Here is a 16,466-nt window from a genome sequence, read left to right as displayed (position 1 = left end):
TTCATCCTATTTATTATGTATTAGAACATAGCTGATATATACGTAAAACAGCCATTTAATAGACATTATATCAATCAGAGGAAAGGATAGGAAATAAAAACGCCTCTGCTATAAGCAGAGACGCCGATCGTTATTTCATTCTAAAAGGCCACCAATTCCATTTACCGAAAATACGAACCATGACCGGGATGAAGAGCGGTAATACAACAAAAGCATATAATAAAAGCCCAATGAGTATGACCGTTGCAATTTCAACAAGTGATAATACACCGGACGGCAGCATAGCGGCAAAGGTCCCCGCTAATATCGCGACTGCTGAAATAATGACGGAACCCATATTTCTCATCGCTGATATCATTGATGCTTGCACATGCTCTCCCTTCCATTCATTAAAGCGATCCATTAAGAAGATCGAATAATCAATGCCAAGGGTGACAAGAATGACAAAGCTGAAAAATGGGACAGCCCAGCTGAGACCGTCGTAGCCAAAAAATGTTTTAAAGATCCATTCTGTTAAACCGACGGATGTAAAATACGTTAAAATGAGTGAAAGTGTTAAGTATATCGGCATGACGATTGACCGTAATAATATAATTAAAATGATAAAGATGCCAACTAACATGAAAATGACCGTTCGAATAAAGTCACCGTCAGATGTTTCTTTTAAATCTACATTTAAACTTGAGATACCAGACACACCGTAATTTGCATTCTTTAACCCGCTGACAGGTAAATATTGATCAAGGGTGTCCTCAATTTTCGCAACGCCTTTCATCGCTTCATTGCTGTATGGATTCACATTTAAAATAACTTCAAAGGTTGTTAATTTACGATCTGGAGACATATACGTATGAAAGATTTGCTTAAATTCATGGCGTTTCAGCACTTCTTCTGGAATAAACCAGCCTGTTATTTCTTCATCTGGCGCTTTCTGAAGCTGCTTTAAATAGCCGTCCGCCTCTGTGAAGCCGCTTTTGACCTGCTCAAGCCCTTCAATACTTTCATCTAAACCATCTGTTAACAATGTGAGTTTTGATGAAAGCTGACTAAATCCTTTTTTGATGGCTTTTTGGCCGTCTGTCAGCTGGTCTGCGCCATCTTCAATTTTAGGCATTTCTTTAATCAATTGTTTTTGGCCCTCATTTGTTTGTTCAAGACCGTTATAAACTTGATCGAGCCCTTCCATGAGCGCTTGTACTTGACGTTTTACTTCTTTTTGCTTGATTGATAGGCTTTGAATCACTGAATCTGCTTTCTTGATCTTTTCTTTAAAGACAGAGGCTTTCTCTTCATACAGATTCATTTGGTCCCCTGCTTGATCAAGCATTCCTTTTGTGTTTTTGAATACTTCCTTGATTTCTTTATATTCATCCATATCTTTTACTTCTGGCAGCCGTTTTTCAAGTGCTTCAAACGATACTTTTTCATACGAACTTTTTACTTTTTTAATGGTGGTTATCAGCTGCTGATTTGATTTCGCATGACGTTCAAGCGTACTCACCATTCGTTTAAGTTCTTGAATCATCGCTTCACTGCTTCGATATTCTTGCTCTAATTCCTTTTTTGCTTCTTTGATTTTACTTCGAATGGTTCCGACGCCATCTTTACTGCGCCTCACCCCATCTTCTAAAGAGATCAGGGACACCCTTACTTCTCCAATGCCGCTTTTGATCGCTTTTGTTCCATCAATCAGCTGATCAATGCCTTTAGCGGATTCTTGAATTTTTGGTTTTTGTTTAAGAAGGGCAAGATTTGTTTCGGTCAAACCATCTGAAATTTTCCCGATTCCTTCATGGCCTTTTCCTAGTTCTCCGCCCAGCTCTTTTGCTTGAGAGGTGACGTAAAGCTGACTTAACCCATCACCAACAGGCCGAGTGACACTACGGACCGTTTTTACTTCGTCAATGTCATTTAATTTACGGGTCAGTTTTTCAATCATGACAATCTTTTCTTGGTTATCTAACTTATTGTCACTTTCAACAAGTACATTCAGGGGCAGCGCTTCCCCAAAGCCAAATTGCTCTGATATCGTATTAAATGCAGACACTGATTCATACTTTGTCCCAATCTCATTTAAGCTGTTATAAGAAAGAGTCCCGTCGTACATCAGAATAGGAGGCACCGTAATGAGTGCAACTAAACCTAGGCTGATCAGCGGCCTTTTAAATGAAAAACGCCCAGCCCATTCCCACATTTTACTTTGCGGGTGGCGAATGTTTTCTCTTTTAGATGGCCAGAAAAGGGATTTTCCAAAAACAGACATAAAAAAGGGAACGATGGTGACAAGGGCGATCAGCAGGATGCCAACTCCTACAGCAACACTAACAGCTGATTGGTACAATTGAAATTTGGCAAACCCAATGCTTGAGAAGCCGACTAACACGGCTAAGCCACTGAAAAGGACCGTTTTCCCTGCACATTTATATGTGATGATAATTGACTCTTTGACATCACGACCTTGACCGATTTCTTCTTTAAAACGGCTTAAAAGCAAAATACAATAATCTGTTCCTATACCGAACATAATCGCTACCATAAAAATCTGAGTAAAATTAGATAGAGGAAATTGCATATATTCTACTAGAAAAGCCACAATACAACGGCTGACAGCATAAGAAATGCCGATCGTAATGAGCGGAACAACAGGTGCCAAAATCGATCTGAAAACAATGATTAAAATAAAGAAAATAAAAATGATCGTTATAAGTTCAGTTTTCTTCAGACCTTGTTGAGAGCTTTGAATGACATCTGAATCCACAAATTTTTGTCCCGTCATTTCATATGAGACATGATAGGGCTTTAAAACTTCCTCAATTCGTTCTTTAATCTTCACAGCTTTTGTTTCGTAGTGGTCGAATTTGAATGGAACAAGAAGTGTACTTTTATCCTTTGATAAAAGTTGTTTTTGAATGTCCGGATCTACATGAAAATACGAAGTAATTCCGTCAATGTGGAGGTCTGAAGCATGTGTCATGAGTGCAGATAAAGCCTTTTTTAATTCCTGCTCTTTCTTAGGGAACAGATGTTGTTCGGAGAATACAATAACACCCGTATCTTTTTTCCCGTTTTGATCTGTGAGCTTATCCAATAAGTGAAGTGCCTCAGCTGTTGGTGTCCCCTCCGGAACCTTTAATTGCCCTTTTTCTCTTGTTAATTCCTCTAAATTGGGCGCAGTAATAAACAGAATCACAGCTGTTATCATCCACACCACTAATACAATCCATCTTGCTTTAATTATTTGCAACATAGCTGCTTCAAGCTCCTTCTAGTTCATCAATCAATTTGCTATATTTGAGCGTGTCTGAAGTGCTGACTGCGTCTCCTTCAACGTGCTAATGGCAGGATGACCTATTCAATTGTCTTTTCGTGTTGAAGAAACACACATTCATCATCACCACGCGAACTCAATTTCTGCCTAAAGAAGGACAGAAAATGAATGTTTTTGAACACCTCCCGCTTGGAATAATTTAAAAGATATTACTATACATTAGTTTAACTATCAAAATTTTACATGTCAATTTATAAAAAAGAAAAAAGATGGCAAAATACCGTCTTTTTCTAGATTAAACCGTTTTTAATTGTTCACTTTCATCCTCTTCATCTGGCTGGATGAAGAAGAGGACCAGAAATAGAGAAATAAGACTGCAAATGGTCGAGAGAATAAAAACGATGGAGTCCCCTTTATCCATGAGATAAGCGTAAATCGGAGGTCCTAAAGCGACACCGATAAAACGCATACTGCTGTAAAACGACGTAATGGTTCCGCACTGCTCTTTTTCAATTCCTTCTGTGATCAGGGCATCAAGTGCAGGCAGGACAATACCGATGCCAACACCGCCAATGCTTAAGCAGATAAACAATACATAAAAGCTGTGATTCCACCATAAAAACATATAGGAAAGTGATAACAAGGCCATGCCTACGATTAAAAAGATTCTCATTTTCCCTTTTTCTTTTCCAATCGTTTTCCCAGCAACGTATGAGCTGATGGATAGAAAAAGGAGCGGAATGCTAAGCAGGAGCCCTTTTTTGACACCCTTAATTTGATAAGCTGCCTCTAGGTTATCAGATAAGTAAAAAAGCACACCAAAAAGAAGAAACATAATAAAACCGCCAATTGCAAAAATGGCATACAGCCAGCGTCCTTCATGCTTAAATATGGTCTTTGTTGATTTTAAAAATTCTTTGAATGAAGGCGGGTCCTCCTCTTTTTTCGCGGATTCTACCATGAACAGTACCATGAGAAAGCTGATGATTGAGAAGAACGGAATAAACCAAAACGGCACAAACCAAAACCATGAAGCCAAAAGCGCCCCAATAATCGGGCTCAATACCTTTCCAGCTGTGTTAGAGGTTTCAATGGCGCCTAGTCCCGCACTGACTTCTTCATCATCATGAAACAAATCTCCAATAAACGGCATCACGACAGGTGCTGCCCCGGCTGAGCCAACACCTTGAAGGACCCTGCCAAATAGAATCCACATGTACGGTTCTTTCATGATCGTTGAGGCAACTGCTGCCACAGCCCCGCCAAGTCCTGCGATTAACAGACACGGCAGGAGTACCTTTTTTCGCCCGATTCGATCTGATAAATAGCCGGCGATCGGAATACATAAGATCGCGACAACGGAGTATACCGTAATAATGAGGGAGACTTGAAAGGAAGTAATGGAAAGTGTCTTTTCTATCTGTGGCAATACGGGAATGAGCATCGAGTTCCCAAGTGTCATGATTAAAGGCACTGATGATAATGCAATAATATTCTTTTTACTGACTGTTTTCTCGCCCAACATCATTCACCCAATTCTATATACTGTTACGTATTAGTGTGGCAAGTTTTACGGGTATTATGTATGGGCAAACAAAAAGCAACCGCTTATGAAAGCGACTGCTCGTTAAAATCGTTTACGTATCACATGAAAGCTGAATTTATCCGCTCGAAAATAATTTAGCGAGTATAAGACCGGCTGATCATCCTGATCATAGTGTATTTGTTTCAGTAATAATAATGCTGTTTCAGGGTCACATTCTAGTATCGGTGAAACCTGATCGTGGTAGCCAATTGGTTCAATGTCAGCAACTGCATATTTAATCCCGCTGTGTGGTTCTCTTCCAAACAGCTCAAAAAGAGACTCTTCTTCATGGGTAAAAGATGCAGGAAGATGCTTGACCGGAATTTTATCTAAACAGTAAACCACAGGCTGTCCATCGGCCGTTCGAACGCGCTCCATTGAAAAAATCTCATCAGATTCATCACACTGAAAACGAATCACATCATTCTCTGTTGGCTCCCCTTCTTGCGACGATAAAAAGATGGTACCAGGCGTCATATTGACCTGCTCTATCATTTTCGTGACACTTGCCAGCTGTTCTATGCCTGTTGAAAAGAGTGGTCTTGTGTTGACGAACGTACCCACACCATGCCTTCTAATTAAATATTTCTCTTCTTCTAATATACGAAGGGCTTCACGCAGTGTCGCTCTGCTCACGCCTAAAAGCTTTGAGAGCTCAAATTCAGAAGGTAGTTTCTCTTTTTCGGCATATACGCCTGATTGTATATCTTCTTTAATACGGTCAATCACTTTCAAATATAAATGGCGATTGTCTGTTTTGGTCGACATGTTTTCCCTCCGTCTAATCAATGCAAATGATAAGATGAGAAATCTCTATTCCGAGATAAGTTGAACATAACTATATCATGTTTTTGCAAATAAATAAATAGTCTGACTTCCAGTTAACATAATCATACTATTGTTCACTTCTTTTTTAGAAAGCTCTCTTCGATTTATGAAGAGAGCTCGTCATATTGTTCTTTTGAAAGCAGGACTTCTCTCGGTTTACTTCCTTCATAAGGACCGACAACGCCTCGCTCTTCCATTGCGTCAATCAGGCGGGCGGCCCGGGTATAGCCGATGCGGAATCTTCTTTGAAGCATAGAGACAGAAGCCGTCTGCATGCCGATGATGAGTTCCACTGCTTCATCATATAAATCGTCATCCACAGCTGTAAGCTGATCCTGCGTTTCTTCAGTTGGAATCATTTCTTCTTGATATTGTGCTTTTTGCTGAGTGATCACATGATCAACGACATGTTCTACTTCTTCATCTGATAAAAAGGCGCCCTGCACACGAACTGGTTTGTTTGCTCCAACTGGTAGAAACAGCATATCCCCTCTGCCGAGCAGTTTTTCTGCGCCCCCCATATCAAGGATCGTCCTTGAATCGGTTTGCGAGGACACGCTAAAGGCAATGCGAGATGGGATGTTGGCTTTAATGACACCTGTAATGACATCGACAGAAGGTCTTTGTGTGGCAATAATTAAATGAATTCCGGCTGCACGAGCCATTTGCGAAAGTCTTGTAATAGAATCTTCCACATCAGAGGAAGCGACCATCATTAAATCTGCAAGCTCGTCTACAATGACAACAATATAAGGAAGTTCTGGCTGTTTCGCCTCTTCTGATTGATTCATTCGTTTAATGTAATCATTGTACCCTTCAATATTTCTTGTCCCCGTATGAGAAAATAATTCATAGCGGCGTTCCATTTCACTGACGACTTTTTTAAGTGCCTGTGAGGCTTTCTTAGGGTCCGTTACAACGGGAGCGAGCAGATGCGGAATGCCATTATACACATTTAGTTCAACCATTTTCGGATCAATCATCATCATTTTCACTTCATGAGGTTTCGCTCTCATCAGAATACTTGTGATAATGCCATTGATACACACACTTTTTCCGCTTCCAGTCGAACCTGCTACAAGTAAATGCGGCATTTTGTTCATTTCAGCCAGAACGGCTTCACCCGAAATATTGCGGCCGAGTCCAATCAGTAGCTTCGCATTTGGACGGTCATTTTGCTTCGATTCTAATACCTCTTTTAAAGAAACCATCGCAATTTCTGCATTCGGAACCTCAATACCGATGGCTGATTTACCAGGAATCGGCGCCTCAATCCGAATATCTTTTGCTGCGAGAGCAAGGGCTAAGTCATCACTTAGATTGACGATTTTACTTACCTTCACGCCGACATCTGGATAGACCTCATATTTGGTAACAGCCGGTCCTAAGTGAACCTGTGTGACTTTTGCTTTGACGCCAAAGCTTTGAAACGTTTTTTCAAGCTTTCTTGCATTTTCGTATATATTTTTCTTGTCTGTTTGCTGCCCTGAGTGCTGCGGCTCTGCCAAAATATCCAGTGACGGCAATTCGTAATCTTTGTTTTCAAGTTCAGTAAACGTCATCGGCGGCGCCTCTTTTGGTTCATCAGCTGAATCTGATGGAGCCGGCGTACTTTGTACAGATTCTTGAAGAGGCGAAGTCTCTTTTGCCGCCTGCTCTTTTTGAACGAGCGGGGTGAGAATGTCATCTCTGTCAGCAAAGCTTGAGATAATCGGCTGACTATTGTCAGGCACTGGCGCTTCCTCTTCCATTATGATCTGATCATCTTCGTCCTCTTCTTGAATACGAGACCGTTTTTTCTTTTGGGCCGTTTTCTGAGAGGGCGCGCTCTTTTTCGCCTGCCTGATTCCTTTCATATCTTCAACAAACGCTTTCCACTGCTTCACCATAAATTGCGAGACAGGCAGCGTCACTTTTTTCACCATTTCTTGAAGAGATCGATTTGTAATCAGCACAATTCCAATCAGCATCAGAACGATTGCCATGATTTGAGAGCCTGCTTGTGCAAATAAGAAATAAGAAGCAGCAAATAATACGGCACCGATCATGCCGCCTCCTAAATCAGGCGACCCCGTCTCACCTTTCATGTCCATCAAGAAAAGCTCAAATGTATTTCTGATCACACTTTGAGAGCCTATCGCACCCGCAGATGAAAGGTGCTGAAAGAGCTTCACATGAGACAAAAGCAAGATACTCGCAATGATGCAGTATAGCCCTGCTTTTCTTCTTGTCAACATATCTGGGATTTGTTTTTTCCAGAAGATGGTCACGCCAAAAAGAAATAATCCGATAAGGCAGAGAATGAACCATTCACCTGCAAAGAATCGGAATAAATGTACGAAGGTTTGTCCAACGACGCCTAGCTGTAAAATGGCGATGATCGCTATGGCAATACAGACTAACCCATTTAATTCATATTTCAGTTTTAGCTGTTTATTTTGTTTTTTTCTCGTTTTCCGTTTTCTCTTTTTAGCCATACTCATCACCTTACTACGAAAGAAAATATAACCTACCGAAAGATCAGAAAGAAAGCAGCCTGGTTTTGGCTGCATCTTGTTGTAAGTTTTCCCTTTATTATAGCATAGAATCATTCATATGAGTCGGTTTGATTGGAGCCTAATTGTAACTTCAATCGCTTGCCTGGTGCAAGCTCTTGATTCAAAAAGTCCATTGGATTGGTGCTCATGACTTGAACGATTTCTGCTTCATCCTCTTTCATTTCAACCATAACTGGCACGCCTTGGATGTTTACCTGCTGAAGTTTACGGTCTCCTTGTTCCTCTGCGTAAATGGCTTCATATGGCATAGGTGTGTATAAAATCATTGGATCAGCCCCTCGTTTTGAGATGCCCTTTCTCCAATCAGCTCGTTCAACTTTTTAATCGCTTGTCCTACACCGCCTACTTCATTCATGAGTCCGTATTCTGCCGCCTCATGACCAACAACATTTGTTCCAATGTCTCTTGTCAAATTGCCTTTTGAGAACATGAGCTCTTTGAACTTCTCTTCTGTAATATTGGAGTGGCTTGTCACAAAGTTAATGACTCTTTCCTGCATTTTATCTAAGTATTCAAAGGTTTGCGGGACACCGATCACAAGACCAGTTAAACGCACAGGATGAATGGTCATCGTGGCTGTTTCCGCAATATAGGAATAGTCACACGATACAGCAATCGGGACACCAATGGAGTGGCCGCCGCCAAGTACAATCGATACAGTCGGTTTTGATAAAGACGCAAGCATTTCTGCAATCGCTAGTCCCGCTTCAACATCGCCGCCTACTGTATTTAAGATGATCAAAAGCCCTTCAATCTTTGGGTTTTGCTCTACTGCTACGATTTGCGGTATGACATGCTCGTATTTGGTTGTTTTATTTTGTGGTGGAAGCTGCATGTGCCCTTCAATTTGTCCAATAATGGTGAGGCAATGGATATTTGTATCTTGCGGCAGCTGTGGTATGGCTGTTTCACCAAGCTGCTGTATTTTGCTCATAATGCTGTCTTTTTCTTCTGGCTTTCGCTCAGGCTGCTGTTCATTTTTTTCGTCCATTTGTCTCCATCCTTTCCTCAAACTCTCCTCCTATTATGAACAAGAAGGCCATATTCAATCCGCATTCCTCGCACCACATCAAAAAAGCCCAAAGAGCTTATGCTCCTTGGGCTTTCTCATTATACTTCCATAATAATTGGAATGATCATCGGCTTACGTTTTGTTTTTTCATATAGGAATTGATTGAGTACGTCACGCATGGATTGTTTCAATGTTGACCATTCAACAATTGAGTTTTCCGTTTGCTCTTTGACAATCCCTTTGACCATTTCTGTCGCTTTCACAATCAGCTCTTCAGATTCTCTGACATACACAAATCCTCTTGTGATGATTTCAGGTCCAGAAATTAATTGTTTCTTTTGTTTATCGAGCGTAATGACGACAATTAAGATACCATCTTGAGACAATAGGCGTCTATCGCGTAACACAATGTTCCCGATATCACCAACGCCAAGACCATCGATCAAAATATTGCCTTGGTGAACTTTTTCACCAATCTTGACGTTCTGTCCTCTAAACTCCACAACATCCCCTTTATCAATCAAGAAAATGTCACTTCGTTTCATTCCCACTTCTTCAGCAACACGAGAATGTGCTTTTTGCATACGATATTCGCCATTCACCGGAATTAAATACTTCGGTTTTAGTAAGTTCAGCATGAGCTTTAACTCTTCTTGGCAGCCATGTCCAGAAACATGCACACGTTTTTGTGCAAAAATGACTTGTGCGCCGCTTCTTGTAAGGAAATCCACTGTTTTTGAATAGGTAAGTTCTTGTCCAGGAAGAGGTGTAGATGCAATCACAACCGTGTCATCTTTTTCAATATGAAGCTGTTTGTGATTTTGTTTCGCCATTTTTGTTAACGCAGCAAGAGGTTCTCCGTGGCTTCCAGCTGTCAGGACGACCACATCGTTTTTCGCCATTTTCTTCACTTCTTGAACTGGTACAAATAATTCTTCGTCTGCTGTGACATAACCAAGTTTGATCGCCAGCTGAAGAGTCGTCATCATATTCTTTCCTGCTACGGCAAGCTTACGGCCATTTTGATTTGTTGCATTAATGATCTGCTGCACTCGGTTAATGTTAGATGAAGATACAGCCACAATGACACGATTTTCAGCATTGTACATCGCATTTGAGATTTCGTCTTGGACGAGCGCCTCAGAAGGTGTATAGCCTGGTTTTTCAGCATTGGCACTGTCTGAAAGAAGTGCTAAAACGCCATTGTTTCCAATTTTCGCAATCTCTCCGATGTCACAGGCTTGGTTAAGCGCTGGGGTTTGATCAAATTTAAAATCACCTGTGCATACGATTGAACCAAGAGAGGTTTTGAAGCTGATCCCAACTGAATCAGGGATGCTGTGATTCGTTCTAAAAAATGATACCTTTGTTGTTTCAAACGTAATGACTGATTTTGCATGTACCTCACGCAAATCAGCTTTTTGATTGAAGCCATACTGTTTTAATTTTTCTCGAAGTAACGCAAGGGTCAGCTTCGTTCCGTAAACTGGTACAGACAATTTGCTTAAGCAATGGAATACGCCTCCGATTGCTTCATCATGTCCGTGGGTAAGAAAAATTGCTTTCACCCGATCAGCACGTTCTGTTAAATAAGAGATATCAGGAATGACAACGTCAATGCCTAGCATTTCGTTTTCTGGATGCATCAAGCCTGCATCTACCACATATATGTCCGAATCAATTTCAATGACATATAAGTTTTTCCCGATTTCTCCAACGCCTCCAAGTGCAATAATTCTTACGTTCTCTGTATTTTTCTTTTTCAAAATTCTTATCCTCCTAGTCTCAAGCCCGTCCATCATCGCTTAATGCTATTATAACTGAATCTAATTTTAGAAAACAAGATGAAGTCACATTTTAAGAAAGTGTTTATGTATAAAAAACGGTCATACTCAGGGACATCTGAGAATGACCGCTTACGAAATCTTTTGTTTTGATCAGCTGTTTAAGACGCTACTTAAATCCAGTCTCTCTTCTTCTGACAAAGGTAGAAGCGGAAGACGAACCGATCCGACATCTAGTCCTTTCAGCTGAAGAGCTGTTTTGACAGGCGTTGGATTTGGCGCTGAGAATAGCTGTTTCATGATTGGAAGCAGCTTTTGATGGATCAATGCGGCATTGGCCGTTTGACCTGAAGCATAGCTTTTCAGCATTTGCTGCATATCAAGCCCTACGATATGAGACGCCACAGAGACTACTCCTTTTGCACCAACAGATACAGCTGGAAGTGTTAAGCTGTCGTCACCTGAATAGACATCGAAATCCTCTGGTGTCTCTGCAATGATTTTTGTCATGGCATCAAGATCACCACTTGCTTCTTTGATTGCGACAATGTTAGGTATTTGCGCAAGCTTAATGGTTGTTTCTGGGGCTAATGACGCAGCCGTTCTCCCTGGTACATTGTAAAGCATGACAGGAAGAGATGTAGACTCGGCAATGGCTTTAAAGTGTGCATACATGCCTTCCTGTGATGGCTTGTTGTAGTAAGGTACGACAAGCATCACTGCATCAACGCCCGCTTCTTCTGCTTTTTTCGTTAGTTTGATAGACGCATTTGTATTATTACTGCCTGTTCCTGCAATGATTTTACAACGACCATTTGCTAATTTTACCGATTGCTGAAAAAGAGCGACTTTTTCCTCAGTCGATAAAGTTGGCGATTCGCCTGTTGTCCCTGCAACGACTAATGAGTCACTGCCGTTTTTTAACAAGTAATCAATGAGAATTGATAGCTTTTGGAAATCAATGTTGCCCTTTTTATCAAAAGGTGTAATCATAGCTGTTGCGATATTTCCGAAATTCATTTTTTTCACCTCATCATGATTCAATCACATTTATCTTGAAAGTTCAAACACTTCGTGCAGGGCATTGACAGCCGCTCTCATGTTTTCTTCGTTCACTAGCACCCAAATGGTCGTATGGCTGTCAGCCGATTGTAAAATCGGAATGTTTTGCTCGGATAGAGCCGATACAATTTTTGATGTGACACCTGGTACACCCATGATGCCTGCGCCAACAGCTGATACTTTCGCACAATTTGTTGTGACAATTGGCGTATAACCAAGATCTTTTAGGATCGAGGTTGCCTTTTCAGTCATTGCACCTGTCACGGTATACACAATCTCACTCGGTGTAATATTGAAGAAATCAACACTGATTTGTGCATTAGCCATTGCTTTAAAGACCTCAGTTTGGACGCTGTATTGCCCTTCTTTTGCCGGGACTTTGATTTGCGTCACATCATTGACATGTGCAATACCCGTAATGAGGCGGTCGTACACATCATGGCTCATTTTATCTGAGTAGTGTGACGTGACGAGTGTGCCCTCTTCATCAGAGTATGTTGAACGGACCCTCATTGGTACTTTTGCTTGCATCGCAATTTCGACAGCTCTCGGGTGAATGACTTTTGCTCCTTGATATGCAAGGTTGCAAATTTCTGTATATGTCACGACTCTGAGCGGCTTTGCATTTTCAACAATGCGGGGATCTGCCGTCATGACGCCTTCTACATCTGTAAAAATATCAATAAAATCTGCCTGTAATGCGGCACCTAAAGCAGCTGCGGACGTATCACTGCCGCCTCGTCCAATTGTGGTCACGTCTCCATTTTTCGCGGCTCCTTGGAACCCAGCAACAACGACAACATCATGTTCAGATAGTGCCGCCTCGAGACGTTCGCACTTCATATCAATAATTTTCGCACTCGTATGTTCCTTATCTGTCACAAAGCCAGCCTGTGCGCCTGTCATCGCTACAGCTTTTAGCCCGTTTTCATTCAGCATGCTTGAAAACACAACAGCTGAAATATTCTCTCCGCAGGAAACGAGCAAGTCTTTTTCTCGATTTGTCATATGCTGCGCGCTGCCGTAAAGCAGACCAAGCAGCGTATCTGTCGCATAAGGATCGCCTTTTCGTCCCATTGCGGAAACGACGACAACCGACTTATAGCCTTTCTCTTTTGCCGATAAGATATGTGCAAGTGCCCTTTTTCTACCTTGATCATCTTTGACAGATGTACCGCCAAATTTTTGGACAATTATTTTCACTGTTTTCACTCCAAGTTCATTCTGACGTAACAGAAGAGAGCAGGCGAAAGATGCCTAACTCTCTTCTGTTCGTCCTCATCATCCATTGAATGTTAAACTAATTTTAATGCTTTTAAGCTTTCTGCAATTTGAACGGAGTTCCATGCAGCGCCTTTTAGCAGGTTATCAGATACAATCCACATATGGAACCCGTTTGGACGGTCCAAATCTTTCCGAATGCGGCCGACAAATACGTCGTTTTTCCCAACAGCATCTGCAGGCATTGGATAAATTTGCTGAGACGGATCATCTTGCAGTGTAATGCCTGGAGCATCTTTTAGAATGGACTTGACGTCTTCAACTGTTGCGTCGTTTGATTCTAGTTCGACGTAAACAGATTCTGAATGTCCTGTTTCAATTGGAAGTCTCACACATGTTGCCGCTACTTCCAGCTCTGGCATATGCATGATTTTTTTCGTTTCGTTGATCATTTTCATTTCTTCAAATGTATAGCCATTGTCTTGGAATTTATCAATTTGCGGAATCGCATTAAATGCAATTTGATAAGGCATGACTTCCGGCTTCACATCTTCTTTATTTAAAATGGCTTGTGATTGGCTATATAGCTCGTCAATGGCTTCATGTCCTGCACCTGATACGGCTTGGTAAGTGGACACGATGACTTTTTTCATGCCATACGCCTGACGAAGCGGTTCTAATGCCGCTACCATTTGAATCGTTGAACAGTTAGGGTTTGCAATGATTCCTTTATGGTCATGCAAGTCTTTTTCGTTTACCTCTGGTACGACAAGAGGGATGTTTTCGTCCATACGGAAAGCACTTGTGTTGTCTACAACAATCGCACCTCGTTTGACTGCTTCAGGAGCTAGCGCCTTGGAAACATTTCCTCCAGCACTGAATAATGCAATACTTACTCCTTCAAAGCTTTCAGGTGTTGCTTCCTGTACAGTATACTCTTGACCTCTGAATGTCACTTTTGTTCCAGCAGAACGTTTTGAGGATAGTAGAGTCAGTGTATCCATTTCAAAATCTCTGTCAGCTAGTGTTTTTAACATTTGTTGACCGACAGCTCCAGTCGCTCCAACTACAGCTACATGCAATCCTCTTCCCATCAGTAAAACTCCTTCCGACCCATCCATGATTCTTTTCTTTCGGATGGCCATCCTATGACTTTTTACATTTTATTTTACCATAGAAAAGCAAGGCTTGAAGCATCTTTTTTGAATCTTTCATGATTTTCTAGTGAATCTATTATTCTCTTGGTCCAATTAAAATTGGCTGAATTTGTCTATGCTGAAGTGCCTCTTCTACTGTTTGAGAAAGCAAATCCATGTTCGCGACCATGGAGGTCGGTTTTTTAAATGGATCATCCTGGCCAAATGGAATAAAGAAAATATTTTTTGTCGACATCAGCCTCATCAGATTTGTACCATTTAAGCCTAGCGCATCATTTGTTGAAATTCCTAAAACGACAGGACGATGATTTCGAATGGTTGCTTTTGCAGCCATTAAAACAGGGCTGTCTGTCATGGCATTTGCGAATTTCGCCATCGAGTTCCCTGTTAATGGAGCAATGACCATACAATCAAGTGGCAGCTTAGGTCCGAGCGGCTCTGCTTTCACGATTGAGTCAATCGCCTTAAAGCCAGTCAGCTTCTCGATCCGCTCAATCCAGTCCGCCCCATCTCCGAATCTTGTATTCGTGTTCTGGACCGTATATGACACCACTGGACGCACTTCTGCTCCTTCTTTTACAAGTGCTTCGATCTGCGGATAAACAGCTTCGTACGTACAGTGGGAACCAGTTAAGCCAAAGCCGATTCTTTTCCCTTTTAATGTTGTCATGATTCCATCCCCCTTTTTTCCTCTGCAAGTTCACATAAGAGCCCAGAAAGCACTTTTGCAATGATTTGCCCTGCTGTCTTTGGTGCGACAATCCCCGGGAGTCCTGGTGCAAGAAGCGCCTTCACCCCGTGTTTTTGTGCAAAGTCAAAGTCTGTTCCTCCTGGGCGGGAGGCGATATCCAAAATGAGTGTCTTTGGTGTCATGCTGACGATGACAGATGAATCTAATACAAGGCTTGGAATGGTATTGATGATGATATCTACATCTGTTACTTCTTCTTTTAACCGGTCCATTGAAAATGGATCGAGTCCCATTTCAAATGCCCGCGCTAAATGCGCTGTATCTGCTGCCCCTACTTTTACATCCGCACCGAGTGCCCGAAATGTGCGGGCAATGGTGAGTCCTGTTCTTCCGAGTCCAAGAACAGCGACACGTGATCCATGAATCGTATAATCCGTTTGCTGAATGGCCATCATGATAATCCCTTCAACTGTTGGAATAGAGTTATATATGGCAATATCATCTCGCTCAAACAGCTTCACAAGTTTTCGGTTCACCTGCTTTGCCAGATTGTCTAAGTACGTATTAGAAATACCTGAGTACAGGGTACAATGGGCAGGGGTTCTTTCTAAATAAGTTGCTTCTAGTAACACCTGTTCATTTGAGAAAACTGTCGCGACAACACCTTCATCCGTTGCCCCTGATACTGGCAGGATCATACTGTCTACCTGTTCGAATGGAAGTTCTGACATTTTTAGCTTTTCAGCCCCAATAAATCCGTGATCCAGCTGATCAAATCCAACCAAAAACACTTTGGCATGCTGCTGTGACAGCTTGCGAATAATTTCAAGCTGCCTTGCATCTCCCCCGATCACCGCAACCGTTAAACCGCTCAACATACTGACCGTTCACCTTCTTTATTTAAAAAAGTCTGTAATATTTTCTGAATCTCCCTTTTAGCATATGAGGAGAGGATTCAGCCTGTGAACAAATCGAAGAGAGAAAAGAAAAAGAGCACCCATTTATGATGGATGCTCTTTTTCCCCGGGCGGCTGAAGTGCTTCAGGCACATCGAGAATGATCATATCTGATCCTATTTTTTGAATGTGATTCCACGGGACGCGGATGTCATTTCCTTGCTTTCGAAAGCCAAACCACTTCACGGAAGGTATGATGAGTGCTGTGATTTGACCGTCCTGTTCATTGATTTCAAGGTCGGTTTGTCCAAGCACGCCAAGCCGCTCCGCTCTTTTGATATCGACGATCTCTTTTCCTGACAGCTCACTTAGCCTCAAAATCGCATCACTTCCCTTCCGTATCA

General features: G+C 41.7%; 13 protein-coding genes. All 13 read right to left on the bottom strand.

Annotated elements, in window-relative coordinates; all coding sequences use genetic code 11:
* Positions 1-130: 130 nt before the first annotated feature.
* Positions 131-3,247 carry an MMPL family transporter gene (locus tag CKW02_RS08360; protein WP_003212358.1) on the bottom strand — a complete coding sequence of 1,039 codons (3,117 nt, stop codon included), beginning with the start codon at positions 3,245-3,247 and terminating at the stop codon, positions 131-133.
* 316 nt (positions 3,248-3,563) lie between these two features.
* Positions 3,564-4,793 (bottom strand): bacillibactin exporter BcbE, encoded by a 1,230-nt coding sequence (locus CKW02_RS08355; protein WP_003211615.1) that lies wholly within the window; start codon positions 4,791-4,793, stop codon positions 3,564-3,566.
* 102 nt (positions 4,794-4,895) lie between these two features.
* Positions 4,896-5,621, bottom strand: coding sequence for a GntR family transcriptional regulator (locus CKW02_RS08350; protein ID WP_003211791.1), 726 nt, complete (start codon positions 5,619-5,621; stop codon positions 4,896-4,898).
* A 164-nt stretch (positions 5,622-5,785) separates the two neighbouring features.
* Positions 5,786-8,158 carry an FtsK/SpoIIIE family DNA translocase gene (locus CKW02_RS08345; RefSeq protein ID WP_003210839.1) on the bottom strand — a complete coding sequence of 791 codons (2,373 nt, stop codon included), beginning with the start codon at positions 8,156-8,158 and terminating at the stop codon, positions 5,786-5,788.
* Between the two features lie 110 nt (positions 8,159-8,268).
* On the bottom strand, positions 8,269-8,505 hold the full coding sequence (locus tag CKW02_RS08340; protein WP_003211099.1) for a YlzJ-like family protein: 237 nt from the start codon (positions 8,503-8,505) through the stop codon (positions 8,269-8,271).
* Positions 8,502-9,230, bottom strand: coding sequence for a ClpP family protease (locus CKW02_RS08335; RefSeq protein ID WP_003212436.1), 729 nt, complete (start codon positions 9,228-9,230; stop codon positions 8,502-8,504). The genes CKW02_RS08340 and CKW02_RS08335 overlap by 4 nt, the downstream gene beginning before the upstream one ends.
* A 119-nt stretch (positions 9,231-9,349) precedes the next feature.
* On the bottom strand, positions 9,350-11,017 hold the full coding sequence (rnjB, locus tag CKW02_RS08330; RefSeq protein WP_003212233.1) for a ribonuclease J2: 1,668 nt from the start codon (positions 11,015-11,017) through the stop codon (positions 9,350-9,352).
* 171 nt (positions 11,018-11,188) lie between these two features.
* A complete protein-coding gene (gene dapA / locus CKW02_RS08325) occupies positions 11,189-12,055 on the bottom strand; it encodes a 4-hydroxy-tetrahydrodipicolinate synthase (RefSeq protein WP_003211660.1) in 867 nt (288 codons plus the stop codon).
* A 30-nt stretch (positions 12,056-12,085) separates the two neighbouring features.
* Complete coding sequence (gene dapG / locus CKW02_RS08320) at positions 12,086-13,300, bottom strand: aspartate kinase (protein WP_012010005.1); 1,215 nt, start codon at positions 13,298-13,300, stop codon at positions 12,086-12,088.
* Between the two features lie 92 nt (positions 13,301-13,392).
* Complete coding sequence (asd, locus tag CKW02_RS08315) at positions 13,393-14,412, bottom strand: aspartate-semialdehyde dehydrogenase (protein WP_003211715.1); 1,020 nt, start codon at positions 14,410-14,412, stop codon at positions 13,393-13,395.
* A gap of 139 nt (positions 14,413-14,551) precedes the next feature.
* Positions 14,552-15,145 (bottom strand): dipicolinate synthase subunit B, encoded by a 594-nt coding sequence (gene dpaB / locus CKW02_RS08310; RefSeq protein ID WP_003211976.1) that lies wholly within the window; start codon positions 15,143-15,145, stop codon positions 14,552-14,554.
* The gene (dpaA, locus tag CKW02_RS08305) at positions 15,142-16,044 is read right to left on the bottom strand and encodes a dipicolinic acid synthetase subunit A (RefSeq protein ID WP_003212195.1); all 903 of its coding nucleotides are present in this window, start codon (positions 16,042-16,044) and stop codon (positions 15,142-15,144) included. The genes dpaB and dpaA overlap by 4 nt, the downstream gene beginning before the upstream one ends.
* A gap of 123 nt (positions 16,045-16,167) precedes the next feature.
* Positions 16,168-16,440 (bottom strand): YlmC/YmxH family sporulation protein, encoded by a 273-nt coding sequence (locus tag CKW02_RS08300; protein ID WP_012010001.1) that lies wholly within the window; start codon positions 16,438-16,440, stop codon positions 16,168-16,170.
* Positions 16,441-16,466 lie beyond the last annotated feature (26 nt).

This window comes from Bacillus pumilus (assembly GCF_900186955.1).
Lineage (GTDB): Bacteria > Bacillota > Bacilli > Bacillales > Bacillaceae > Bacillus > Bacillus pumilus.
This window is presented reverse-complemented; position numbering and strand designations above follow the sequence as displayed.